Origin of the sequence: Tsukamurella hominis (genome assembly GCF_965137015.1) — a bacterium.
Classification (GTDB): Bacteria; Actinomycetota; Actinomycetes; order Mycobacteriales; family Mycobacteriaceae; genus Tsukamurella; species Tsukamurella hominis.
In genome coordinates this window covers 26701-49886 of the sequence record NZ_CBCRZG010000002.1, presented here as the reverse complement: position 1 = coordinate 49886, position 23186 = coordinate 26701, and the positions used below count along the sequence as shown (strand labels likewise).

19 protein-coding genes are annotated in these 23186 nt (G+C 70.6%); 14 read left to right on the top strand and 5 right to left on the bottom strand.

What is annotated here, in order from left to right; all coding sequences use genetic code 11:
- The first annotated feature begins 5 nt into the window (after positions 1-5).
- From ACM9LD_RS02765 to ACM9LD_RS02730, 8 genes are read left to right on the top strand one after another with little or no spacing between them, the layout of a single operon-like run.
- Positions 6-788 (top strand): TIGR03084 family metal-binding protein, encoded by a 783-nt coding sequence (locus ACM9LD_RS02765; protein ID WP_415675275.1) that lies wholly within the window; start codon positions 6-8, stop codon positions 786-788.
- Complete coding sequence (locus ACM9LD_RS02760; RefSeq protein ID WP_415675274.1) at positions 785-2527, top strand: acyclic terpene utilization AtuA family protein; 1743 nt, start codon at positions 785-787, stop codon at positions 2525-2527. The genes ACM9LD_RS02765 and ACM9LD_RS02760 overlap by 4 nt, the downstream gene beginning before the upstream one ends.
- Entirely contained in the window at positions 2524-3696 is a 1173-nt protein-coding gene (locus tag ACM9LD_RS02755) for an acyl-CoA dehydrogenase family protein (protein WP_224650996.1), read from the top strand. The genes ACM9LD_RS02760 and ACM9LD_RS02755 overlap by 4 nt, the downstream gene beginning before the upstream one ends.
- Before the next feature lie 52 nt (positions 3697-3748).
- Entirely contained in the window at positions 3749-5338 is a 1590-nt protein-coding gene (locus tag ACM9LD_RS02750) for an acyl-CoA carboxylase subunit beta (RefSeq protein WP_415675273.1), read from the top strand.
- An 8-nt stretch (positions 5339-5346) separates the two neighbouring features.
- Positions 5347-7302 carry an acetyl/propionyl/methylcrotonyl-CoA carboxylase subunit alpha gene (locus tag ACM9LD_RS02745; protein WP_415675272.1) on the top strand — a complete coding sequence of 652 codons (1956 nt, stop codon included), beginning with the start codon at positions 5347-5349 and terminating at the stop codon, positions 7300-7302.
- Between the two features lie 8 nt (positions 7303-7310).
- Positions 7311-8480, top strand: a complete 1170-nt coding sequence (locus ACM9LD_RS02740; protein ID WP_415675271.1) for an acyl-CoA dehydrogenase family protein — start codon at positions 7311-7313, stop codon at positions 8478-8480.
- 8 nt (positions 8481-8488) lie between these two features.
- Positions 8489-9274, top strand: a complete 786-nt coding sequence (locus ACM9LD_RS02735) for an enoyl-CoA hydratase family protein (protein ID WP_415675270.1) — start codon at positions 8489-8491, stop codon at positions 9272-9274.
- 10 nt (positions 9275-9284) lie between these two features.
- Positions 9285-9899, top strand: a complete 615-nt coding sequence (locus tag ACM9LD_RS02730) for a TetR/AcrR family transcriptional regulator (protein WP_415675269.1) — start codon at positions 9285-9287, stop codon at positions 9897-9899.
- 15 nt (positions 9900-9914) lie between these two features.
- On the opposite strand, the gene ACM9LD_RS02725 is transcribed toward ACM9LD_RS02730, so the two are convergent.
- The 5 genes from ACM9LD_RS02725 to ACM9LD_RS02705 are packed head-to-tail and all read right to left on the bottom strand — an operon-like array spanning position 9915 to position 18419.
- A complete protein-coding gene (locus ACM9LD_RS02725) occupies positions 9915-10667 on the bottom strand; it encodes a TetR family transcriptional regulator (protein WP_415675268.1) in 753 nt (250 codons plus the stop codon).
- An 18-nt stretch (positions 10668-10685) separates the two neighbouring features.
- Entirely contained in the window at positions 10686-12212 is a 1527-nt protein-coding gene (locus ACM9LD_RS02720; RefSeq protein WP_415675267.1) for an FAD-dependent monooxygenase, read from the bottom strand.
- Entirely contained in the window at positions 12209-13897 is a 1689-nt protein-coding gene (locus ACM9LD_RS02715) for a (2,3-dihydroxybenzoyl)adenylate synthase (RefSeq protein WP_415675266.1), read from the bottom strand. Before ACM9LD_RS02715 ends, ACM9LD_RS02720 begins: the two co-directional genes overlap by 4 nt.
- Positions 13898-13930: 33 nt before the next feature.
- The gene (locus ACM9LD_RS02710; RefSeq protein WP_415675265.1) at positions 13931-16252 is read right to left on the bottom strand and encodes a hydantoinase B/oxoprolinase family protein; all 2322 of its coding nucleotides are present in this window, start codon (positions 16250-16252) and stop codon (positions 13931-13933) included.
- A 16-nt stretch (positions 16253-16268) separates the two neighbouring features.
- Complete coding sequence (locus ACM9LD_RS02705) at positions 16269-18419, bottom strand: hydantoinase/oxoprolinase family protein (RefSeq protein ID WP_415675264.1); 2151 nt, start codon at positions 18417-18419, stop codon at positions 16269-16271.
- A gap of 204 nt (positions 18420-18623) precedes the next feature.
- Between ACM9LD_RS02705 and ACM9LD_RS02700 the strand changes: the two genes are divergently transcribed.
- From ACM9LD_RS02700 to ACM9LD_RS02675, 6 genes are read left to right on the top strand one after another with little or no spacing between them, the layout of a single operon-like run.
- Entirely contained in the window at positions 18624-19379 is a 756-nt protein-coding gene (locus ACM9LD_RS02700) for a maleate cis-trans isomerase family protein (protein ID WP_415675263.1), read from the top strand.
- 24 nt (positions 19380-19403) lie between these two features.
- A complete protein-coding gene (locus ACM9LD_RS02695) occupies positions 19404-20072 on the top strand; it encodes a VOC family protein (RefSeq protein WP_415675262.1) in 669 nt (222 codons plus the stop codon).
- Positions 20069-20314: a hypothetical protein gene (locus ACM9LD_RS02690; RefSeq protein WP_415675261.1), complete on the top strand. Its 246-nt coding sequence runs from the start codon at positions 20069-20071 to the stop codon at positions 20312-20314. The genes ACM9LD_RS02695 and ACM9LD_RS02690 overlap by 4 nt, the downstream gene beginning before the upstream one ends.
- Complete coding sequence (locus tag ACM9LD_RS02685) at positions 20311-21552, top strand: alpha/beta hydrolase (RefSeq protein ID WP_415675260.1); 1242 nt, start codon at positions 20311-20313, stop codon at positions 21550-21552. Before ACM9LD_RS02690 ends, ACM9LD_RS02685 begins: the two co-directional genes overlap by 4 nt.
- Positions 21549-22754 carry an MFS transporter gene (locus tag ACM9LD_RS02680; protein WP_415675259.1) on the top strand — a complete coding sequence of 402 codons (1206 nt, stop codon included), beginning with the start codon at positions 21549-21551 and terminating at the stop codon, positions 22752-22754. Before ACM9LD_RS02685 ends, ACM9LD_RS02680 begins: the two co-directional genes overlap by 4 nt.
- Complete coding sequence (locus ACM9LD_RS02675; RefSeq protein WP_415675258.1) at positions 22751-23179, top strand: acyl-CoA thioesterase; 429 nt, start codon at positions 22751-22753, stop codon at positions 23177-23179. The genes ACM9LD_RS02680 and ACM9LD_RS02675 overlap by 4 nt, the downstream gene beginning before the upstream one ends.
- The last annotated feature ends 7 nt before the right edge of the window (positions 23180-23186 follow it).

Sequence of the window (23186 nt, the reverse complement as noted above, 5' to 3'; positions counted from 1 at the left end):
TGGGCGTGCCCACTTCAGCCCCCGTGTTCGACGCGCTCGAATCCACCTCGGCCGCCGTCGCCGCCATCGCGGATTCGCTCCCCGACTGGTCGATCTCCACGCCCGCCGAGGGCTGGACCGTCGCCCACCAGGTCGCCCACCTGGCCTGGACCGACGAGGTCTCCCTCGTCGCCGCCACCGACCCCGACGGCTTCGCCGCGATCCTCCAGGACGCGATGCAGGACCCGATGGGCTTCGTCGACGCCGGAGCCGCCGAGCTCGCCGTGGACCCGGACCTGCGGGCCCGCTGGGACCGCGCCCGCGCCGCCCTCGCCGTCGCGCTCCGCGAGGCGGATCCCGGCACGCCGCTCCCCTGGTTCGGCCCGCCCATGCGGCCCGCCACCATGGCCAACGCCCGCCTCATGGAGACCTGGGCACACGGCCTCGACATCGCCGACGCGGCGGGCAGCGAGCTGGACGCCCCCGAGGCACTCCCCCACGTCGCCAAGATCGCCTACAAGACCCGCGACTTCGCCTACACCGTCAACGGCGAGACCCCGCCCGCCGAGCCCTTCGACATCTTCCTCGTCGCCGCCGACGGCGCCGAGATCACGTTCGGCCCCGGCGACGCCGCACAGCGCGTGACCGGCTCGCTCGAGGACTTCTGCCGCCTCGCGACCCAGCGCGTCAACCTCGTCGACACCGATCTCGTCGCCACGGGCGAGGACGCCGCCCACTGGCTCACCATCGCGCAGTGCTTCGCCGGGGCTCCCGGCACGGGCCGCGCCCCGCAGGAGGAACGTCCATGACCCGCACCGTCAGCATCGCCAACGTCTCCGGCTTCTACGGCGACCGCGCCGCGGCCATCGGCGAGATGCTCGCCGGCCCCCGCGTCGACTACATCACGGGCGATTACCTCGCCGAGCTCACCATGCTCATCCTCGGCCGCGACCGGCTCAAGGACGCGGATCTCGGCTACGCCAAGACCTTTCTGCGGCACCTCACCCCGCACCTCGGCCTCCTCGCCGAGCGCGGCACCAAGGTCGTCGTCAATGCCGGCGGCCTCAACCCGGGCGCCCTCGCCGCCGCCGTCGAGAAAGCGGTCGCCGAGTCCGGCACCGATCTCAAGGTCGGCTGGGTCGACGGTGACGACCTCCTCGCCCGGTCCGCCGACCTCGGAGTGCCGAACGCCGTGACCGCCAACGCCTACCTCGGCGCCTTCGGCATCGCCGATTGCCTGGCCGCCGGCGCCGACATCGTCATCACCGGCCGGGTCACCGACGCCTCCGTGATCCTCGGGCCCGCCATCGCCGAGTTCGGCTGGCAGCGCACCGACTTCGACGCCCTCGCCGGCGCGGTCGCCGCGGGCCACATCATCGAGTGTGGCACCCAGGCCACGGGCGGCAACTACGCCTTCTTCGACCGCCACCCGATCGAGCAGCTCCTCCACCCCGGATTCCCCATCGCCGAGATCGCCGCCGACGGCTCCTTCGCCATCACCAAGCAGCCCGGCACCGGCGGCGTCGTCGAGGTGGGCACTGTCACCGCGCAGCTGCTCTACGAGGTCACCGGACAGCGCTACGCGAACCCCGACGTCACGCTGCGACTCGACTCCATGACGCTCACTCAGGACGGCCCGGACCGCGTCGCCGTCAGCGGCGTGCGCGGCGAGGCCCCGCCGACCACCACCAAGGTCGCGACCACGACGCTCGGCGGCTTCCGCAACGAGATCTCCTTCCTGCTCACGGGCATCGACGTCGAGCGCAAGGCCGCGCTGCTGGAGGCGCAGCTGCGGGATTCGCTCGAGCGGAGCGGCGGCGCACCGTCGGACCTGCAGTTCCGGCTCGCCCGCACCGACCATCCCGACGCCCCCACCGAGGCCGCCGCCTCGGCCACCCTCACCGCGGTGGCGTGGGACGCCGACCCGAACCGCGTCGGCCGCGCCTTCAGCTCCGCCGCCGTCGAACTCGCGCTCGCCACCTACCCCGGCGCCTCCCCGATGGCCCCGCCGTCGAGCGGCGGGCCCTACGGCGTGTACGAGGCGGTGTACGTGCCCAACGGCGACGTCCCGCACCGCGCCCACCGGCCCGACGGCACCGTCGTCGACATCGCCCCGCCCGAGGTCGTCCAGGAACTCGTCGCCGACCCCTCGCAGCCCGGCAGCGACGCCACGCTCCCGGCGGGCCCGACGGTCCGCGTCCCGCTCGGCACCGTCTTCGGCGCGCGCAGCGGCGACAAGGGCGGCAGCGCCAACGTCGGCGTCTGGGCGGAGTCCGACGCGGCCTTCGAATGGCTGCGCAGTAACCTGACCGAACAGGCTCTGCGCGAACTCCTTCCGGAGGCCGCGGACCTTCCGGTCCGCCGGTACGAGCTGCCCAACCTCAAGGCCCTCAACTTCGTCGTCGAGGACCTGCTGGGCAAGGGCGTCGCGCACGGCTACCGGTTCGACCCGCAGGCCAAGGGCGTCGGCGAATGGCTCCGCGGCCGCTACATCGACCTGCCCGCAGGCCTGCTCCCCGCGGGCCACACCACGAAGGAGATCGCATGACCAGCCTGTGGGAGTCCGAGGAGCGGATCGCGCTGCGCAAGACGGTGACCGCGTTCACCGAGCGCGAGATCCTGCCGAACCTCGACGACTGGGAGGCGGGCGGCCTGCTCCCCCGCGAGCTGCACAAGAAGGCGGGCGACCTCGGCCTGCTCGGCGTCTCCTTCCCCGGGTCGGTCGGCGGCGGCGACGGCGACCCCCGCGACGCCCTCATCGTGTGCGAGGCCATGCACGAGGCCGGCGGCTCCGGCGGCCTGTTCGCCTCGCTGTTCACCTGCGGGATCTCGGTGCCGCACATCATCCTCGCGGGCACCGACGAGCAGAAGGCGCGATGGGTCGCGCCCGTCCTCGCCGGCGAGAAGATCAGCTCCCTCGGACTCACCGAGCCCGGCGGCGGCTCGGATCTCAGCCACCTCACGACGACGGCCCGCAAGGACGGCGATCACTACATCGTCAACGGCGCCAAGACCTTCATCACGTCGGGCATCCGCGCCGACTGGGTGGTGACCGCCGTCCGCACCGGTGGCGAGGGCGCGAGCGGCATCAGCCTGCTGGTGATCCCCAAGGGTCTGGACGGCTTCGAGGTGAGCGCCCCGCTGAAGAAGATGGGCTGGCACGCGTCCGACACGGCCGAGCTGTCCTTCACCGACGTCCGCGTCCCCGCCGAGAACCTCATCGGCCCCGAGGGCAGCGGCTTCCTGCTGATCGGCGCCGCCTTCGTCACCGAGCGCCTCGCCCTCGCGGTGCAGGCCTACTCGCACGCGCAGCGCTGCCTCGACCTCACACTCGACTGGGTCCGCACCCGGGAGACCTTCGGCCAGCCGCTGATCAAGCGCCAGGCCGTGCAGAACACCGTGACCGAGATGCGGCGCCGCATCGAGGTGGCCCGCGTGTACAGCCGTCACGTCGCCGACCAGTACGCGGAGGCGATGGAGTCCGGCGGTGCCGCAGCGGCCGCCGAACTGGTGCCCCAGGCCTGCTTCGCGAAGAACACCGCCGTCGAGTGCGGCGAGTGGGTCGCGAACGAGGCGGTGCAGCTCTTCGGCGGCCACGGCTACATGTCCGAGTACGAGGTGTCGCGGCACTACCGCGACGTCCGCATCCTCGGGATCGGCGGCGGCACCACCCAGATCCTCACCACGCTCGCGGCCAACCGCCTCGGCTACAAGTGATCCCCCACCCAGGCACCCACTCCGACACCTACAAGGGCAAAGGACTCCACTCATGACGGTGCTCCGCAGCACCCCGGCCCCCGACGCGGCCGCGTACCGCAAGACGATGCTCGACAAGCTGGCCGACCTCTCCGCCGAGTTCGACAAGGCCCTCGCGGGCGGCGGTGAGAAGTACGTCGAGCGGCACCGGGGGCGCGGCAAGCTCACCGCCCGCGAGCGCATCGACAGCGTTCTCGATCCCGCCTCGCCGTTCCTCGAGCTGATGCCATTGGCCGCGTGGGGCAGCGACTTCCAGGTCGGCGCCTCCCTCGTGGGCGGCATCGGCGTGGTCGAGGGCGTCGAGGTGATGGTGGTCGCCAACGACCCGACCGTCAAGGGCGGCACCTCCAACCCGTGGACCCTGCGCAAGTCGCTGCGCCTCAACGACATCGCCCGCGAGAACCGCCTCCCCGTGCTCTCGCTCGTCGAGTCCGGCGGCGCCGACCTCCCCACGCAGAAGGAGGTCTTCGTCCCCGGCGGCGCGATGTTCCGCAACCTCACACAGCTGTCGAAGGCGGGCATCCCGACCATCTCGGTGGTCTACGGCAACTCCACCGCCGGCGGCGCGTACATCCCCGGCATGAGCGACCACGTCGTCATGATCAAGGAGCGGTCCAAGGTCTTCCTCGCCGGGCCGCCGCTGGTGAAGGCCGCGACCGGCGAGATCTCCGACGACGAGACCCTCGGCGGCGCCGAGATGCACTCGCGCACCTCGGGCCTCGGCGACTACATGGCCAGCGACGAGCTGGACGCGGCGCGCATCGCCCGATCGATCGTCAAGCGCCTCAACTGGCGCAAGCAGGGCACGGCCCCGTCGGCCGTGGTCAAGCCCCCGCGCTACGACGCCGAGGGCCTGCTCGACATCGTCCCGGACGATCTCAAGATCCCCTTCGACCCGCGGGAGATCATCGCCCACATCGTCGACGACTCCGACTACGACGAGTTCAAGCCGCTCTACGGCGGCTCGCTCACCACCGGCTGGGCGAACCTGCACGGCTACCCCATCGGCATCCTCGCCAACGCCCGCGGCGTCCTGTTCTCTGAGGAGGCGCAGAAGGCCACGCAGTTCATCCAGCTGGCGAACCGCTACGACACGCCCCTGCTGTTCATCCACAACACCACCGGCTACATGGTGGGCGCGGAGTACGAGCGCGGCGGCATGATCAAGCACGGCTCGATGATGATCAACGCCGTCTCCAACTCGGAGGTGCCGCACCTCTCGCTCATCGCGGGTGCCTCCTACGGCGCCGGCCACTACGGCATGGCGGGCCGCGCCTTCAACCCGCGGTTCCTGTTCTCCTGGCCCAGCGCACGCTCGGCCGTCATGGGCGCCAAGCAGCTCGCCGACGTCGTCACCGAGGTGGCCGCGGCCTCTGCCGCCTCCCGGGGCCAGGCCATGGACCCCGCCTTCGTCGACGGCATGCGCACCGCCATCGAGACCCAGATCGACAAGGAGTCCCTGCCGGCCTTCATGTCCGGGATGCTCTACGACGACGGCATCATCGACCCCCGCGACACCCGCACGGCGCTCGGCATGGCCCTCTCCGCCATCCACAACGGCCCCGTCCACGGCACCGACGCCTTCGGCGTCTTCCGGATGTGAGGAACTCCATGACGACTTTCGACTCCGTCCTCGTCGCCAACCGCGGCGAGATCGCCCGCCGCGTCATCGCCGCGGCCCACGCCCGCGGCCTGCGCGCCGTGGCCGTCTACTCCGACCCCGATGCGAGCGCGCCGCACGTCGCCGAGGCCGACGAGGCCGTGCGCCTGCCCGGCGAATCCCCGGCGGACACGTACCTGCAGGGCGAGAAGATCATCGCCGCGGCGAAGGCCACCGGCGCACAGGCGATCCACCCCGGCTACGGCTTCCTCTCCGAGAACGCCGACTTCGCCGCCGCGGTCCAGGCCGCGGGCATCGTCTGGATCGGTCCCTCGCCCGAGGCCATCACCGCGATGGGCTCCAAGGTCGCGGCCAAGGCCCGCCTCGCCGAGGCCGGTGTCCCGATGCTCACCAACCTCACCCCGGACCAGGTCTCCGACAGCGACTTCCCCGTCCTGGTGAAAGCCTCCGCCGGCGGCGGCGGCCGCGGCATGCGCGTCGTCCGCACCCGCGCCGAACTGCAGGAGAACCTGGAGACCGCCGAGCGCGAGGCCAAGTCGGCCTTCGGCGACGGCACCGTCTTCTGCGAGCGCTACCTCGAGCGCGGCCGCCACATCGAGGTCCAGGTGATGGCCGACTCCCAGGGCACCGTCTGGGCCGTGGGCGAGCGCGAGTGCTCGATCCAGCGCCGCCACCAGAAGGTCCTCGAGGAGGCCCCGTCGCCCCTCGTCGAGCGACACCCGGCGATGCGCACCGCCCTGTACGAGGCGGCCGCCAACGCCGCCAAGGCCATCGGCTACACCGGCGCGGGCACCGTGGAGTTCCTCGCGACCGACGCCGGCGAGTTCTTCTTCCTCGAGGTGAACACGCGCCTCCAGGTGGAGCACCCGGTCACCGAGGCCACCACCGGGCTCGACCTGGTCGGCCTGCAGTTCGACGTGGCCGCGGGGCTCCCCCTCCCGTCGGCCGAGCCGCCCGCCACCCGCGGCTGGGCCATCGAGGCCCGCCTCTACGCCGAGGACCCCGCGAACGACTGGCGGCCCGCCGCCGGCACCGTGCACCGCTTCGAGGTGCCCGGCGTGGTCAGCGAGTTCTCCGGGCCGGACCGCCCCGGCATCCGGCTCGACAGCGCGCTCGCTCCGCGCGACAGCGTGGTCGAGGTCTTCTACGATCCGATGCTCGCCAAGGTGATCGGCTTCGCGCCGACCCGCGCCCAGGCCCTCGCGATCACCGAGGCCGCGCTGCGCAAGGCCGTCATCCACGGCATCACCACCAACCGCGACCTGCTGGTGCGGATCCTCGCCGACGCCGACTTCAAGGCCGGCGACTTCGCGACCGACTTCCTCACCGGCGAGCGGCTCGAGCGCCTCGCCGCGCCCCTGCTGGACGAGGCCGAGATCGCGGAGGCCGCGTCCGCGGCCGGCGCCGTGCTGGACCGACGGGGCGCCGCGGCGAGCCCGCTGCCGCACGTCGCGCCGGGCTGGCGCAACCTCGGCTCCCGCACCCTGGTGCCGGAGTTCCGCACCACCGACGAGCGGGAGTTCCGCGCCGACGGCGGACAGGTCGCGACCGTCACCGACGACGGTGACCGCGCGACGGTCGCGGTCGAGCGCGACGGGATCCGGCGCACCGTCGCCGTGACGGCGTACCCCGGGGATCGCACCGTCGTGGAGGTGGAGACCGCGCGCGGCGCGGCGACGCTGATCCTCGTCGACCCCCTCCCGTCGGCGGACGCCGCCGCGGCGGCGGGCTCGCTGCTCGCGCCGATGCCCGGCGTGATCACCCGGATCGGCGCCCAGGAGGGCGATGCGGTCACCGTCGGGCAGCCCGTGCTGTGGATGGAGGCGATGAAGATGGAGCACGCCATCTCCGCCCCCGCCGACGGCGTCATCACGACCATCGCCGTCGAGGTGGGCCAGAACATCGATGCCGGCGCCGTCGTCGCCGTGCTGGAAGATACGGAGTAGGAACCCACATGAGCATTTCCATGGACGTCATCGAGTCCGAGGAGCGCCAGGCGCTCCGCGCGACCGTTTCCGAGCTGGGCCGGAAGTTCGGCCCCGAGTACATGCGCGAGAAGATCGCCGCGGGCGAGGGCCCCACCGAGCTGTGGAAGGCCGCAGGCGATCTCGGCCTGATCGGCGTGAACATCGCCGAGCAGTACGGCGGCGGCGGCGCAGGCATGTACGAGCTGGGCATCGTCGGCGAGGAGCTCGCCGCGGTCGGCTCGTCGCTGCTCATGCTGGTGGTCTCCCCCGCCATCAACGGCACCATCATCTCCAAGTTCGGCACGGAGGAGCAGAAGCAGCGCTGGCTGCCCGGGATCGCGTCCGGCGAGACCATCGCCGCGTTCGCGATCACCGAGCCCGACGCAGGCAGCAACAGCCACCGGATCACCACCACCGCCCGCCGCGACGGTTCCGACTGGATCATCTCCGGCCAGAAGACGTTCATCTCCGGCATCGAGCTCGCCGACGTGATCCTCGTGGTCTCCCGCTCCGAGGACGCCAAGACCGGCAAGCTGCGGCCCGCGCTGTTCCTCATGCCCACCGACTCCCCCGGCCTGCAGAAGACCAAGATCCCCATGGAGGTCGGCCTGCCGGAGTCGCAGTGGACGCTGTTCTTCGACGACGTCCGGCTGCCCGCCGAGGCGCTCGTCGGCGAGCCCGACGCCGCCATCGCGCAGCTCTTCGCGGGTCTCAACCCCGAGCGCATCATGGCCGCGGCCGGTTCCGTGGGCTCGGCCCGCTACGCGATCGACCGTGCGGTGGACTACGCCAAGCAGCGCACCGTCTTCAAGGTTCCGATCGGCGCGCACCAGGCCATCGCCCACCCGCTCGCCGAGCTCAAGGTGGAGACCGAGCTGGCGAAGCTGATGCTGCAGAAGGCCGCCACGCTGTACGACGCCGGCGAGGAGTTCGCCGCCGCCGAGGCCGCGAACATGGCGAAGTTCGCCGGCGGCGAGGCGGGCGCGAAGGCCGTGGACCGCGCGATCCACTCGCTCGGCGGCAACGGCCTCACCACCGAGTACGGCCTGGCGCAGATGCTGGTGGCCTCGCGCCTGTTCCGCATCGCCCCGGTCAGCCGCGAGATGGTGCTCAACTTCATCTCCGAGCACAGCCTCGGCCTGCCCAAGAGCTACTAGGAGTCCGGATGACCGAGTCCCTGGTCCGGTACGAGACGCGCGGCGGCGCCGCGTATCTCACGATCGACAGCCCGCACAACCGCAACGCCATCTCGCAGCGGCTGCTCGCCGACCTGAGCGCCGGCCTGGAGCGCGCCGCCGCGGACGACGCCGCCCGCGCCGTGGTGCTCACCCACACCGGCACGACGTTCTGCGCGGGTGCGGATCTCAAGGAGGCCGCGGCCAACGGGGCAGGGAGCGATCCGAAGTCGCGCACCCTGGCGATGATCGGCGCCATGCGCGGGATCATCGAGTGCCCGAAGCCGGTGATCGCGCAGGTCGACGGGCACGTCCGGGCCGGGGGCTTCGGGCTCATCGGCTCGTGCGACTTCGTCTTCGCCGGTCCCGCGGCGTCGTTCGCCGTGACGGAGACGCGGATCGGCGTCGCACCGGCGATGGTCTCGCTGGTCCTGCTGCCGCACCTGCCCTCGCGGGTCGCCTCCACGCTGTTGCTCACGGGCCGGAAGTTCGACGGTGCCGAGGCCGCCGGCTACGGCCTGATCACGGCAGCGGTCGGGGATCCGGCGGCCGCGGTCGCGGAGCAGCTCGCCGAGCTGCAGCTGTGCAGCCCGCAGGGCCTGCGCGAGACCAAGCAGATCCTGTGGCACGACGTGCTGCGTTCCTTCGACGAGCGGGCCGACGCCCTGGGCGAGCAGTCGGCGCGACTGTTCGGCTCCGCCGAATCCGTCGAGGGGATCACGGCGTTCCTGCAGAAGCGCGCGCCGAGCTGGGCCGAACCGGTACCGGCGGAATAGGCTGTTCGCGATGACTCCCCTCCGCCCGCCCATTCGCGCACCCCAGCAGTCCCGCAGCCGGGAGACCCGGCAGCGCCTGCTGGAGACCACCATCGCGTCGCTCGCCGCCCGCGGGTGGACGGCCACCACGGTGGGCAGCGTGGCGCGGCAGGCGGGGGTCTCGCGCGGCGCCGCGCAGCACCACTTCCCCACGCGGGAGGACCTGATCAGCGCCGCGCTCGAGTACATGGGCGAGCAACGGCTCGCGCAGGTGGCGCAGGCGGGCGCGGCGGTGCCCGAGGGCCCCGACCGCCCGTACGCGGTGGCGCGGCTCATCGTCGAGTACTACACGGACGACCTGTTCAAGGCCGCGCTGCACGTGTGGACCGCCGCCGCGAGCGACGACGCGCTCCGCGAGCGCATGCTGCCCTTCGAGAACAAGCACTCGCGCGAGGTCTTCGCCCTCGCGATGCGCCTGCTCGGCGTGGACCGGGACGACGAGGAGGCCCGTCGGGCCGTGCAGGCGACGTTGGACCTCGCCCGCGGTCTCGGCCTCGCGGACCTGCTGTCCGACGACGAGGCGCGCCGCGAGCAGGTCGTCGACTTCTGGGGCCGACAGCTCGCGTCCGTGTTCGCCGCACGCTGACCCCGGCGGACGTCGTCAGGTCCGGTCGGACCGGACCAATCGCTCCAGCCGATCGAGGTCGCGCCGAAGATCCGAGATCGCCCCGAGCGGCCCCGGTTCCGCTTGAGGGGCGGCGCCCTCGGCCCGCAGCGCCTGCACTGCCATGTCTGAGAGCTGCTCCGCGATCGCGGCGCGATCGTCGCCGTCGCGGTACCACCAGGCGATCCAGTTCAGCATGCCGATGACACCGAGCGCCGCCGTGCGAGGATCCACATCGCGGAACTGCCCCTCTCTCATACCGGTCTCGATCACAGCTGTGAGCTCGCCGAGCACCTGGCGCCGACTAGCGCGATAGCCGGCGGCCAGGCTCTCGGGGAGGTCCGCTTCGGACCGGATGAGTAGCCGAAACCGGTCCGGTGAGGCCATTTGGTTCAGTGCGATGGACTCCGCCATCCGGTACAGCTTCGTTGCCGGGTCGAGGCCTTCGATCGCGTTGATCTCGTGAAGCAACTGCGCGGGCTCGGCCGCGACCTCGCTGACCAGCTGACTGAAGAGCTCGTCCTTGTTGGCGACGTAGTGGTACACGGCCTGGCGGGTGAGGCCGGTCGCGTCGGCGATGTCCTGCAGGGTGGTGCCGGCCACGCCGCGCTCGGCGAAGAGGCGGGCGGCGTTCTCCTTGATCTCCCGCTCGACGAGTTCCCGCCGCACGCTGGGGCGCCCGCGGCGCTTCGCCGGCGCGGGCGCCGAGTCCAGCTCAGGCGCGGACGCCTCGGTCTTCTCCGTGGCCATGGCACCCAACCCTAGACCTCAGGCCGTGATCGCAACGAGGTCGACACGCTCGCTCGCCAGCGCCGATGCACCGAGGTCGCGCAGCTCGGCCGGAACTTCTGCGACCACGACCGCGCCGGTCGCCCGGCGAATCTGCTCGCCCAGGTCGAGCCTGTCGAGAACGGCTTCGCGCCCATTCGGTCCAATGAGCCAGTACGTGTCCGCTTCCGGCAGGTGTGCGACCGCGCGGCGTGCTTCGGCGCTCCAGGGGCGCGCATCGATTCCGACCACGGCGGTTCCCTCGGCCGTCCGCAGCTCCACCGGGGCGTACCGGTCGCCGAGCGAGCGGGACGGGAGGGGGCGTCCGTAGACCCAGTCGACCACCTTCGCGGGTTCCGGGACCTCATCGGCGGAGACGCCCGCGTACGTCGCCAATCCGGCGGGCACCACGTGCGGGGCGGTCTCGGCGAACCGTTCCAAGCCCACCTTTCCCGCGCGAGTCATGTAGGCGATCAACAACTGCGCCACCGGAATCGATGTGCGGAGGGGGAAGTCGTCCCACCAGGCCATGGATCGTTCGGAGATCGTCTGCAGGTGATCCACCGCCGGCATCCGCGCAGCCTCGTAGGCGGCGAAGGCGGACTCCAGATCGTCCGCCGCACTCAGGGCCCGGTCGAGCGCGATCGCGTCCTCCATGGCCAGCTTAGTGCCGGAGCCGATCGAGTAGTGCGCGGTGTGTGCGGCGTCACCCAGCAGCACGACGTTGCCCGAATGCCACGTCCGGCAGCGCACAGTGCGGAATCGGAGCCACTGTGTACGGTTACCGATCAGCGCGTGTCCGTCCAGGGGCACCCGGAACGCTTCCTGCAGGTAGTCGAGCGAGGCCTGATCGGTCTCCCCCTGCGGCGTCTCCCGGGTCGTGACATCGAATCCCGCTCGCTTCCATGTCGCCTCATCGGTCTCGATGAGGAACGTGCTGCGATCGTCCGCGTAGGGATAGGCGTGCGCCACGAAGGTGCCGTGCTCGGTAGTCGCCGGCGTGAACACCGCGCTCGGCAGGCAGTAGTCGGTGCCGCACCACAGGTAGAGCCCCTCCCCCTCGACGGTCGACGGCCCGAATTCGGCCGCCCGCGCCGTGCGCGTGGCGCTGGATACGCCGTCCGCAGCCACAATCAGGTCGGCGTCGAGATCGTCCACGCTGCGGCGCTCGCCGAACTTGAGGAGGACGCCGGCTTGTCGGGCGTACTCCTGCAGCACTGACAGGAGCGTGGCGCGGCCGATGGCGAGGAGCTCGCCGTGCGCCAGTCGCACCTGGTCGTCACCGACGCGCATGGACATCTCGTGCGGATGCGCGGCCGCCACGATGGCGTCGAGTGACGGCGCATCGGCGTCTCGCAGGTTCCGTTGTGTCCTCGACGCCAAGCCCACGCCGAAGCCGAAGGTCTGGTCCGGTACACCCTGCTCGTAGACGGTCACTTCGGCGTCCGGGTGGCTCAGCTTGAGCAACCTCGCCGCATAGAGACCGCCAGGCCCCCCACCGAGGACCGCGATCGTCTTCAGTCTCATGACGGTGCTCCTTCGAAGGCCTCGTTCTGCATACGCTCGGCGATGTCGGCGCGCAGTCGCTTCTTGTTGACCTTGCCCACGTTGGTCCGCGGCAGCTCGGCCACCCACACCAGGCGCTCGGGCCACTTGAACTTGGCCACCCCGAGTGACTCCATGTGCGCCTGAACATCGGTCATCGACAGCTCCACACCGGACGTCGACACCACGAAGGCACATGCCCGCTCACCCAGTCGCTCGTCGGGCATCGCCACTACGGCGGCCGCCTCGATGGCGTCGTGCTGCAGCAGGAGCAGTTCGACCTCCTCCGCGTTGACCTTCTCGCCGCCGCGGTTGATGAGGTCCTTAATCCGCCCCTCGATCGCGATGTACCGCTTCCCGTCCTCGAACTCGTGCAGCGCGGCCAGGTCGCCGGTGCGGTAGAAGCCGTCGGAGGTGAACGCGGTCGCGTTGTGCTCCGCCGCACCGAAATACCCCGGGATCGTGTATGGCCCGCGGCAGCAGAGCTCGCCGATCTCACCCACCGGGACCTGCTCCTCGGAGCCGGGATCCAGGATGCGGATCTCATCCGACGGGGCGACGGGCACGCCGACGGTGGCCGCGCGAGCGGCGGCCGGCGCGTCCAAGGGCGTGACGAGGAACATCCCCTCGGCCATGCCGAACAGCTGCCCGGCCCAGTGATCCGCCCCGTCGTCCAGCGCGGCGAACAGTTCCGGAGGGACCTTGGTTCCGGACAGGATCACGTGCCGGATCGTGGGCGCCACTTGGTCGAACGCGGGCGAACCCGCGGCCTGGAAGTGTCCATGCCCGATCAACGCGTCGGTGACGCCGCTCCGGCCGCACAGCTCGAAGGCGGCCGTCGCGTCGGGCGTGCAGAGCACCAGCGCCGCCCCCACCGAATGCGCCCCGTGCAGCGCACAGGTGATGCCGGCGTTGTGGATCACCGGAATCAGGTGTGCCACTCGGGATTCCTCGGTCCAGCCGAGCGTGCGAGCGTAGAACAGCGCATTGTTCCAATACTCGGCGTGGATCCGGGGGATCACCTTGGGAACGCCGGTCGTGCCGCCCGAGAGCTGGAACACGGCGACGTCCTCCGGATCCGCCTCGGCCTCGATCGCCTCCAACAGAGCGCGAGCCTCGGCGGGGTCGATGTCGGCGCCCAGATCCTCGATACGCACCGTTCCCGGCTCGGCCGCGGACGACTCGGTGGTGAGAATGTGGCGAAGCGTACGGTGCCCTTCGGCGACATCGCGGGCGAACTCGACGAGATCGAAGGTCAGGCCCGATTCCACAAGATGAGCGACCGCGCCCACCCTGTCGCTGATGTGACCGATCTCGTGCATCCGGTGCTGCGCCAACGTCGCGACGGGGATCAGTCCCGCCTTGAGGGCGCCGTACCAGGCGAGCACGGTCGACGCCCGGTTGGTCACCTGGAAGATCACCGGGTCGAAGCGCCGCAGCCCCAGCCCGACCAGGCCGGCGGCGATGCGATCAGTCCGCTCGTCCAGTTCACCGAAGGTGTAGGTGGCCTCCGCGGTGATCAGTGCCGTACGGTCGGCGAAGCGCTCGGCGGATTCGTGCAGCCTTGCCGTGGTGGGCTGATCGCTCCATTCACCACTCGCGCGGTACGCGGCGGCGCGATCAGTGGGATACCCGACCAGCCGGCCGTCCCAATCGAATGCAGTCACGTCGTTACCTTTCTCAGTGCCATCGTGTCCGGCTCACCGGGTGGGCGCGGCGGGCAACAGCGCCGTCAGCTCGCCGACATGGTCGGGGTGATCGGCGGGCACGATGCCGGAGTACAGAGCCGACCAGCAGCCGGGGCAGCACTGCTGCCGGAAGACGATCTTTTCGTCGACGTAGTCCGCCGGGTCGGAGGTGACCTGCGGGCCCGCGTCCTTCGACGGTCCCTCGTACCGGGCGAGCGCGAGCTTGCCGGACTTGGTATCGCCGAGCAGGCGGCCGCAATGCGCGCAGGCGATGACGCGGGCCTCGCCGATGGTCACCTCGGCAAGGTTGTCGTCGATGCGGCGGGCGCGGCTCAGATCGACCGTGGCATCTTGCGATTCGGGCACCTCCGAGCGCTCGCGACGCTCGGCGCGCAAGCGGTCCCGGAGATCAGCGGTGCCGGCCTCATCGACCTGCTCACCGTCGATGACGACGCCGTAGTTGACCCGGGCACCGTCCACGGTGACCTTGCCGTTGATCACGTCCTGCGCCACCGAGGCGGGCTCTCGCCGCAACGGGTCACCGTAGCCGCCGCCGCCCTGCCAGTGCATGAACAGCACCTCCCCCGGGGCGAGATAGCTCTCCGCGTAGCAGGCTCCGATCTCATGCCGCCCGCCCAGCTCCGCCATGTCCGCCGGGAGCTTCCCGGCCGCGAGCAGATCCTGGACGCCGGAGTCGCGGGCCAGGATCTCCAAGCCCGTGTTGCCCGGCATACCTCCTGCGAGGCCGCCGTTCTGGGCGACCGCCTTGCCCGCGGAGGCGAAGACGAGGCCCATCGGCACGCTCGAGCCGTAGGGAGTCACGGCCAGCGAAGCACTCACGCCGCCGCGCATGCGCCCGGGGCCGCCCGAGTCGGGCTCCTCGCGTCGCCACAGGGTGAGCAACGGATACAGGAACTCGGTCATCTCGGTGTCGGGGATGCGGCCCATCGGGATGCAGAACAGCCCTCCGGTGTCCATCCCGTCTGCGACCGGGCGCGCGCCGTAGCCGCCGGCCATCGGCTCCATCAGGATGTTGAGGAAGGGCACCGGCTGCTCACCGCGCTCATCGAGGCCCGCCACCACCGTGGTGTCCCAGGTCCCGCAGCAACTCGCCTGCACGTTCTCACCGAGTTCGATGTTCTGGTCGAGCATCTGGGCGAGGCACTCGGCGATCAGGTTGCCCGTGAGCCATGCGGGGCCGATCGGGCCACGGCTCACGGCGGCGGGGAAGGTCGCGTTGTTGATCGTGCCCTCCTCCGAGATCAGGTCGAAGCAGCGCATGAGCCCGCCGGCGGACCAGGGGATGTCGCCCGCCAAGATGGGCAGCAGCGCCAACATCACGCCGCCGCGCATCCCGGCATACGTGCAGTTGATGACGCCGCTCTGTTTGTCCGTGCCGGTGAAATCGAAGACCAGCTTGTCGTCGTCCTTGGTCATGGCGACGGTGATCTTGTGCAGGCTCCGATCCCCCACCGAGTCCTGATCCTGGTAGCCGGTCGCCTTCCACGTGCCGTCCGGCAGGGATTGCAGCTTCGTGCGCAGGCGCGACTCGGCGTCGTTCATCATCCGCTTCATCACGGCCTTGACCGTGTCGGCGCCGTACTGCTCGATGACCGCCAGCAACCGATTGCGACCGACGGTGTTCGCGCCGATCTTGGCGCGCAGGTCCAGGCCCACGAGCATCGGGACGCGCGAACGCCGCGTCCACGCGTCTGCCACGTCCCGCTGAAGCACGTGATCGCGCACGACCTTGATCGGTGGGGTCGGCAGCGACTCGGAGAAGACGTCCTTGGCCGACGGGTCGAACGAGCCGAGGCCGGAGCCGCCCAGGTCGGGCTCGTGGCAGATCGCGCTCGTCCACGCGAACAGCTTGCCCTCGTGGAAGACCGGTTGATAGACGATCACGTCGCTCTGATGCAGTCCGCCGCCCACCCAGGGGTCGTTGCACAGGAACATGTCACCGTCGGCGATGCCGGGATTGTCGGAGCGATTCTGCAGGGTCCAGTAGATCGCCAGGTCGACAGCGCCCACCAGCATGGTGTTGTAGAGGCCCACCTGGACTTCCTGCCCGACCTCGTCGCTCACCGCGAAATCGAAGTCGTTGGCATCCGTGACGATCGGCGAGCCAGACATGCGCTTGAGCGCCTCGCCCATCTCGTCGGTGACGGACCACAGACGGTGGCGGATCACCTCGTAGGTGAGCGGGTCGACGGCGTCGATCTGCTCTTGGGTGACGGTGTGCAGCTCGACCGTCGCGCCGACGGCGCGGCCGAGTGCCTCGGGATCGAGGGGGCGGCTGGAGAAGATCTCCGAGCCGGGGATCGGTGCGGTCATGGAGGGTCTCCTTGGTTCAAGCCTGCGCGGAGGCGAGGGCGGCGGTCGGATTCGTGGCGGCGACCTGGTCGACCGCGATGTGCAGATTCCCGAGCTCGTCGATGGTTCCGGTGGTGTCGTGCGGGACGACGACGGTGGTCGTGGGTACCTCGATCACCGCTGGCCCGCGAAGCACGTGGCCCGCGCGGAGCTTGGTGTAGTCATAGATGTCGGTGTCCACGTAGCCGCGACTCGCGCCGAGACAGACCTTGCGGGTGCCGGTGAGCGCCTCGGAGGCGTCGGCGGACGAGGCTGTCGGCATCGGCGGGAGCGTCGGGTAGAAGGGCAGCACTCCGGTACCACGGACTCGGTACGTGATGGCCTGAATGCCGGCCTCGCGGAAGCCCGAGCCGGCCCCGTACAGGTCGGCGTACTTGGCCTCGAACCTGTCCGACGCCGCCGCGAGGTCCTGCGCGGTGAGGTCGCCGGCGAGGATCGGCGTGGCGACCTCCGCGAGCTGCATCGAGTAGCGCATGTCGATCTCGCGCTCGATCTCGACCGAGGCGAAGCTCAGGCCCTGGCGGGCGAGCATCTCCCGCACGTGCGACTCGAGCTGCTCGAAGTTGCGCTGCACGCGGTGCGGGTCGAGCGGCAGCGCCGCCGGGTCCGACATCTCCTTCGCGAGCACGATGTCCGACGAGGCGAGTCCGTACGCCGAGAACGCCGACGCCACCTGGCCGAGCGGGACCACCACGTCGGTGGCACCGATCTCCTGTGCGTAGAGGCCGCAGTGCGCGGGCCCGGAGCCGCCGAAGGCGTAGACGATGAAGTCACGCGGGTCGTGGCCGGCCTCGACGACGGTCTTGCGCAGCAGGTCGCCGGTCTGCGCGTTCTGCACCTCGTAGATGGCCGCGGCCGCGTCCTCGATCGACAGCCCCAGAGGCTCGGCGATGCGGGTGCGGATGGCCTCGCGGGCGAGGCTCACGTCCAGCGCTCGGCGCCCTCCGAGCAGGCCGCGCTCGGGGATGATGCCGAGTACGAGATTGGCATCCGTGTTGGTCGGCTCCGTGCCGCCGGCGCCGTAGCAGGCGGGGCCGGGGACGGCCTGTGCGCTGTGCGGGCCGATCTGGAGGTTCCCGCCGGCGTCGAGCCAGGCGATCGCGCCGCCGCCCGAGCCGATCGCGTGCACCTCGAGGGTGGGCACGTTGATCGGATGGTGATTGATGATGGTGGTCGACGACCGAACCGGCTCCCCGTCGACGATCAGGCCCGCGAGGAAGGTCGTCCCGCCGGCGTCCGTCGCGATGATGTTCTTGTGGCCGAGCTGCTCGCCGAGCGAGACGGCCCCGACGACGCCGCCGGTGAGAACCGATCCCACCGTGGAGATCGCGTTGCCGGGCGCCTCCGCGGCAGCGACGGCGCCGCCGTTGCTCTGCATGACCAGCAGCGGACCGGTGAGGCTGCGCTCTCGCAATTTGCTCTCGAGCTCGCCGAGGTAATCGCGCAGACCAGGGCCGATCTGGGTGCTCATGATGGTCGTCGCGTTGCGCGCGAACTCACGGATGCGGGGCGAGACCTCACTGGAGATCGCGACGAACAGGGTCGGGTCGATCTCGTGGGCGATCTCCCGGATGCGCTTCTCGTGCGCGTCGTTGCGGAAGGACCAGAGCAGGGAAACTGCGATAGCGGTGATGCCGTCGTCGATCAGCGCCCTGACCGCTGCGCGGACCTCGTCCTCATCCAGGGGCACGATGACACGACCGTCGCGATCGACCCGCTCGGTGACCTCGAGCGCATGACGCTTGCGGACAAGTCCGTGCGACTTGGTCTGCGCGATCGGATTCTGGAGTTCCTCGGGCGCGCGCCCGAGGTAGCGACCCTCCACGTTCATGATGTAGATCGAGTCGCGGTGACCCTTCGTGGTGATGAAGCCGATGTCCGGAACCTTGTTCATCACCAGGGCGTTCAGCGACGAGGTAGTCCCGTGTGCGATGTGGTGGGTGTTCGCCAACATCTCGTCGAGCGGGACGCCGAGTTGATCCGCGAGCACCTCGAGGACGTCCATCACACCGCCGGAGTAGTCCGGAGGGGTCGATGGGGCCTTGCCAGCGACCACCATGCCCTTGCCGTCATCGAGGACCGCGTCCGTGAACGTTCCACCGACGTCCACACCGATTACGTATGCCATGGAATCCAACTCTCCTTCGGATGGCGCCCCGGGGTGACCGGGATCACTTCTCTGACTGTTGCGACGATTATTCGACGAGTGCGCAAAGAAAGTCAAGAGGGTGTCGGGAATCACCACGAAACGCCGCGGCCCCTTGACGAACAGACACGACCGTCGAATACTCGTCGTAGTCGCAAGTTAATTCCTCGACCCGAAAGGACCCCCATGACCAGCCACCGGATCGGCCTCGTCGTACCGAGCAGCAACGTCACCGTCGAGACCGAGATGCCGGCGATCCTGCGGCGCCACCCCGACGCGGAGTTCTCCTTCCACTCCACCCGGATGCGGATGCACACCGTCTCACCCGAGGGGCTGAAGGCGATGAACGCGCAGCGCGAGCGGTGCATCCTCGAGATCGGCGACGCCTCACCCGAGGTGATCCTGTACGCGTGCCTGGTCGCGATCATGGTCGGCGGGCCCGACGAGCACCGGCGCGTCGAGGGCGCCGTCGCCGAGCAACTCGCCACCGGGGGTTCCGAGGCCCGGATCCGCTCGAGTGCCGGCGCGCTCGTCGAGGGGCTCCAGGCGCTGGGTGCCCAGCGCATCGCGCTCGTCATGCCGTACATGAAGCCGCTCGCGCAGCAGGTCGTCGAGTACCTCGAGGCCGAGGGCTTCGAGATCGCCGACTGGCGGGCCCTCGAGGTCGCCGACAACAACGAGGTCGGCTGCATCCCGGGCGACCGGGTGATGGAGGCCGCCCGCTCGATCGACGTCACGGGCCTCGACGCGCTCGTGATCAGCTGCTGCGTCCAGATGCCGTCGCTGAGTCTGGTGCAGGCCGCCGAGGACGAGCTCGGCGTCCCCGTACTCTCCGCGGCGACCGCCGGTGCGTACAGCATCCTGCGCGGCCTCGACCTGCCCGTCGCGATCGAGGGCGCCGGCAGCCTGTTGCGCGCCGACCTGCCCGTCGCCACCGTCTGACCGCTCACCTCAAAGGAGACCACCATGACCGATCAGCACCTGGTCCAGGGCGTCGACCACGTCGCCTACCCGACCTTCGACCCCGCGGGGACCGTGCGGTTCTACCGCGACACCCTGGGTTTCCCTGTGGTGCACTCCATCTGCGCCGCAGGCTGGGGCCCGGACCAGCATCCGGACTTCATCCACTTCTTCTTCGACATCGGCAACGAGGACCGCCTCGCCTTCTTCTACTACTTCGGACTCGAGGAGTTCGACGGTGGGCCGCAGGGCGACGCGTACTCGAAGTTCGCCGCCGACGTGCCCATCTTCTTCATCCGTTCGCGTCACCTCGCCATCCATGTGGAGAGCGAGGAGCACCTGATGGAGTACCGCCGCCGCCTCGACGCGAGCGAGTGGCCCGTCGAGATGCAGATCCAGCACGAGACGATCGAGTCGATCTACACCCACGACCCGAACGGCTACATGATCGAGATCACCCGCGCGATGCGCCCGGTCACGCCGCAGGAGGACCTGGACGCGAACATCACGATCGACGCGCTCGTCGACGTGGTGTCGGGCCCGAACCCGTCCATGGACGCACTGCTCGTCCGCAAGGCCGAGCTCATCGTCGAGCGCGCGGAGACCTGGCAGTCCGAGCAGGGCTCCGTGGGCGCCGCGGACGCGAACGACGCCGCGGAGGTGACGGCGCGATGATCTCCGTCCTCGTCCTCGACGTCCCCGAGAACCGCCCCGTCGTCGACGTCGCCGCCACGGCGGAGACCGTCACCGTCGAACGGATCGGCCCGTACTTCAAGGTCAGCGCCCCCGGCGCGATCGTCATCGACCGCAGGGCCACCGGGTGCCGGCACGCCGTCTGGTACAGCAGTGTCGCGGGGCTGCTCGACGCGAAGATCACCCAGTGGGACAAGGACGCGATGCGTCTGGAGGCCAGGTGAGCACCGCCGCCGCGGATGCTCGCCTCGGCGCCGGCCGGTACATCGAATCCGCGGAGATCCCCGCCGGCACGATCACCACGGCGCACGAGCTCGCCACCGCCGACGGCGCGAAGGTGTACGGGATCCTGCGCACGCTGCCGGGCGCGCGCACCGTCGTCTCGTTGATGCACCCGCGCCAGGACCTGAGCCACCACGTCCTGGTCCCCGAGCTGCTGGCCCGCGGCTTCGCGGTCTGGACGCAGGGCACCCGTTCGACCAACAACGACCTGAACCTCGTCCACGAGCAGGCGCTCCTCGACGCCGCGGCGGGTCAGGTCCGCCTCCGGGAGAACGGTTTCGAGAACCTGGTGACACTCGGTCACTCGGGCGGCGGCACGCTGTACGCGTTCTACCACCAGCAGGCGGGACTGGCGCCCGAGGAGCGGTTGCGGAGGGCACCGTCGGGCCGTCCCGTGGACCTGTCCGCCGCGGACATGCCGGTGCCCGACGCGGCGATCTTCATGGCGCCGCACCCGGGCCAAGGCGCACTGCTGCAGCGACTCATCGACCCGTCCGTCGCCGACGAATCCGACCCCCTGTCGGCGGTACCGGAACTCGATCCGTACTCCCCCACCAACGGCTTCGCGGCGCCGGGCACCTCGTCGAGCTACTCCCCTGACTTCGTGGCCCGCTATCGCGCCGCACAGGCGGAGAGGATCGCCCGGATCGACGCCGAAGCCGCGTCCCGCGTGGCCTCGGCCGACGAGGCCCGTACCCGATTCAAGGCCTCGCAGGACCCCGCGGACCGCCGTGCCTCAGTCGTCCCCCGCGTACTCACCGTGTACCGCACCGACGCCGACCTCCGATTCGTCGACCTCGCCCTCGACCCGAACGAGCGGCCGTACGGCTCCCTGTTCGGCCGCCGGCCTGACCTGACCAACTACGGACTCGTCGGCTTCGCTCGCCTGGTCACCCCCGAGGCGTGGATGTCCACGTGGTCGGCGAACACCACCAACGCCGACTTCCTGCGCTGCGCGCCGGGGGTCCACGCCCCGACGCTGTTCGTCGAGCTGACCGGCGACGCCGCATGCTTCCCGGCCGACGCGACCGCGATGGTCGCGGCGCTCGGCTCGACGGACAAGGAGCACCGCCGCGTGGCGGGCACCCACTTCGGCGGCCCGATCCGGGAAGGCGCACCCACCGGCGTGAGCCTCGCAGCGGCGGAGATCGGCGGCTGGCTGGCGGAGCGGTTCGGATGACCCGCACCGTCACCGCGCTGTGCCTGTTCGCGCTGGTCCTCGAGGGCTACGACATCCTGATGTACGGCCTCGTCGTGCCCTCGCTCCTGAAGTACGCGCCGTGGGGACTCGACACGGCACAGGTCGGTTGGCTCGGGTCCATCGCGCCCCTGGGCATGTTGATCGGTGCGTTCGCCGCCGCCGCTCTGGGCGACCGGTTCGGGCGGCGCACTACTCTGATCGGCTCCGTCGCGGTGTTCTCCGCCGCCATGCTGCTGTGCGCGGTGGCCCCCGCATACGAACTGTTCGCCACCGGTCGGTTCGGGATCGGTCTGGGCGCCGGGATGCTCATGCCCACCGCCGCAGCGGCGATCGTCGAGGCCTCCCCGCCTACCCTGCGCAACCGCATGGTCACCGTCGGCTTCGCCGGGACGTGCGTCGGCGGGATCCTGGCCGGAGTGCTCTCCCTGCTGCTCGTGCCGTCGTTCGGATTCCGCGCGATGTTCTGGGCCGGAGCGGTCCCCGCGGTCCTGCTGCTCCCGCTTCTCTGGCGGTACTTCCCGCGCGACACGGACGCCCCCGCGGAGGCCCGGGAGACCGGCCCCGCAGCGCGGGTTTCAGCGGTCTTCCGCGCGGCCGGAGTACGCACGACGATCGGCTTCTGGATCGCGATGGCGCTGTGCCTGCTTCTCGTCTTCGGCGTCGCCGCCTGGCTGCCGAAGCTGATGCAGAACGCCGGATACGGCCTGGCTGCAGCACTATCCTTCCTGCTGATTCTCAACGTCGGCGCCCTCGCCGGCACCCTCGCCGGCGGCGCGCTCGCAGATCGGTTCGGTATCCGGGTGGTCACGGCGGCGTTCTTCCTCGCCGCCGGCGTCGCCCTCCTCGTGCTGACCGCCCGGCCACCGACCGCGGTCGCCTACGTGCTCGTCCTGATCGCCGGGGCGGGTACGACGGGCACGCAGATCCTGCTCAACGCGTACGTCGCGGCCTACTACCCCGCGGCGTGTCGTTCGGCGGGAGTCGGGCTCGCGCTCGGCGTCGGCCGGCTCGGCGCCATCGCCGGTCCGACCTACGGCGCCTGGATCATCGGACTCGGCGCCGGCTACGCCTGGCAGATCACTGCGTTCGCGATCCCCGCCCTGCTCGGAGCCGCGGTCGTGATGGGCCTCGCCGCCTCGTCCTCCTCGACCGGGCGGACCGAATCCGCGCTCGCGGCGTGACCCGTCCCGCCGACACCGACTCTCCGGAAGCTCGCGGTGGCACCCCACCGGCGCACGCGGAGCGGATCCGCGTGCAGTACGCGGAGACCGATATGGGCGGGGCCGCGCACGCGGCCTGCGCGCTCCTCTGGGCGGAGCGGGCCGAACACGGCCTGCTCCGCTCGTTGGGTCTGCGGCCCGTCTTCCCGCGGCGGCGCGTCGAGGTCGAGTACCTCGCGCCGACGTTCTTCGACGACGAGATCGACGTCCGGGTCACCGTGGAATCGACCGGCACCACGTCAGTCGCGTTCGCGTGGAACGGAACCCGCGGCGACACCCTCTGCTTCTCCGGCCGGACCGTGGCGGTCACCGTCGTCGACGGTGCCACCTCGCCGATCCCGGAGTCCCTCACCGGCACGGGCGCGGCGGGCCATGTCGAGCTGTGAGCCCGCA

Coding starts and splice junctions, on each gene's coding strand:
- ACM9LD_RS02760 (WP_415675274.1), top strand. CDS start 785: ATGACCCGCACCGTCAGCATCGCCAACGTCTCCGGCTTCTACGGCGAC.
- ACM9LD_RS02755 (WP_224650996.1), top strand. CDS start 2,524: ATGACCAGCCTGTGGGAGTCCGAGGAGCGGATCGCGCTGCGCAAGACG.
- ACM9LD_RS02750 (WP_415675273.1), top strand. CDS start 3,749: ATGACGGTGCTCCGCAGCACCCCGGCCCCCGACGCGGCCGCGTACCGC.
- ACM9LD_RS02745 (WP_415675272.1), top strand. CDS start 5,347: ATGACGACTTTCGACTCCGTCCTCGTCGCCAACCGCGGCGAGATCGCC.
- ACM9LD_RS02740 (WP_415675271.1), top strand. CDS start 7,311: ATGAGCATTTCCATGGACGTCATCGAGTCCGAGGAGCGCCAGGCGCTC.
- ACM9LD_RS02735 (WP_415675270.1), top strand. CDS start 8,489: ATGACCGAGTCCCTGGTCCGGTACGAGACGCGCGGCGGCGCCGCGTAT.
- ACM9LD_RS02730 (WP_415675269.1), top strand. CDS start 9,285: ATGACTCCCCTCCGCCCGCCCATTCGCGCACCCCAGCAGTCCCGCAGC.
- ACM9LD_RS02725 (WP_415675268.1), bottom strand. CDS start 10,667: ATGGCCACGGAGAAGACCGAGGCGTCCGCGCCTGAGCTGGACTCGGCG.
- ACM9LD_RS02720 (WP_415675267.1), bottom strand. CDS start 12,212: ATGAGACTGAAGACGATCGCGGTCCTCGGTGGGGGGCCTGGCGGTCTC.
- ACM9LD_RS02710 (WP_415675265.1), bottom strand. CDS start 16,252: ATGACCGCACCGATCCCCGGCTCGGAGATCTTCTCCAGCCGCCCCCTC.
- ACM9LD_RS02705 (WP_415675264.1), bottom strand. CDS start 18,419: ATGGCATACGTAATCGGTGTGGACGTCGGTGGAACGTTCACGGACGCG.
- ACM9LD_RS02700 (WP_415675263.1), top strand. CDS start 18,624: ATGACCAGCCACCGGATCGGCCTCGTCGTACCGAGCAGCAACGTCACC.
- ACM9LD_RS02695 (WP_415675262.1), top strand. CDS start 19,404: ATGACCGATCAGCACCTGGTCCAGGGCGTCGACCACGTCGCCTACCCG.
- ACM9LD_RS02690 (WP_415675261.1), top strand. CDS start 20,069: ATGATCTCCGTCCTCGTCCTCGACGTCCCCGAGAACCGCCCCGTCGTC.
- ACM9LD_RS02680 (WP_415675259.1), top strand. CDS start 21,549: ATGACCCGCACCGTCACCGCGCTGTGCCTGTTCGCGCTGGTCCTCGAG.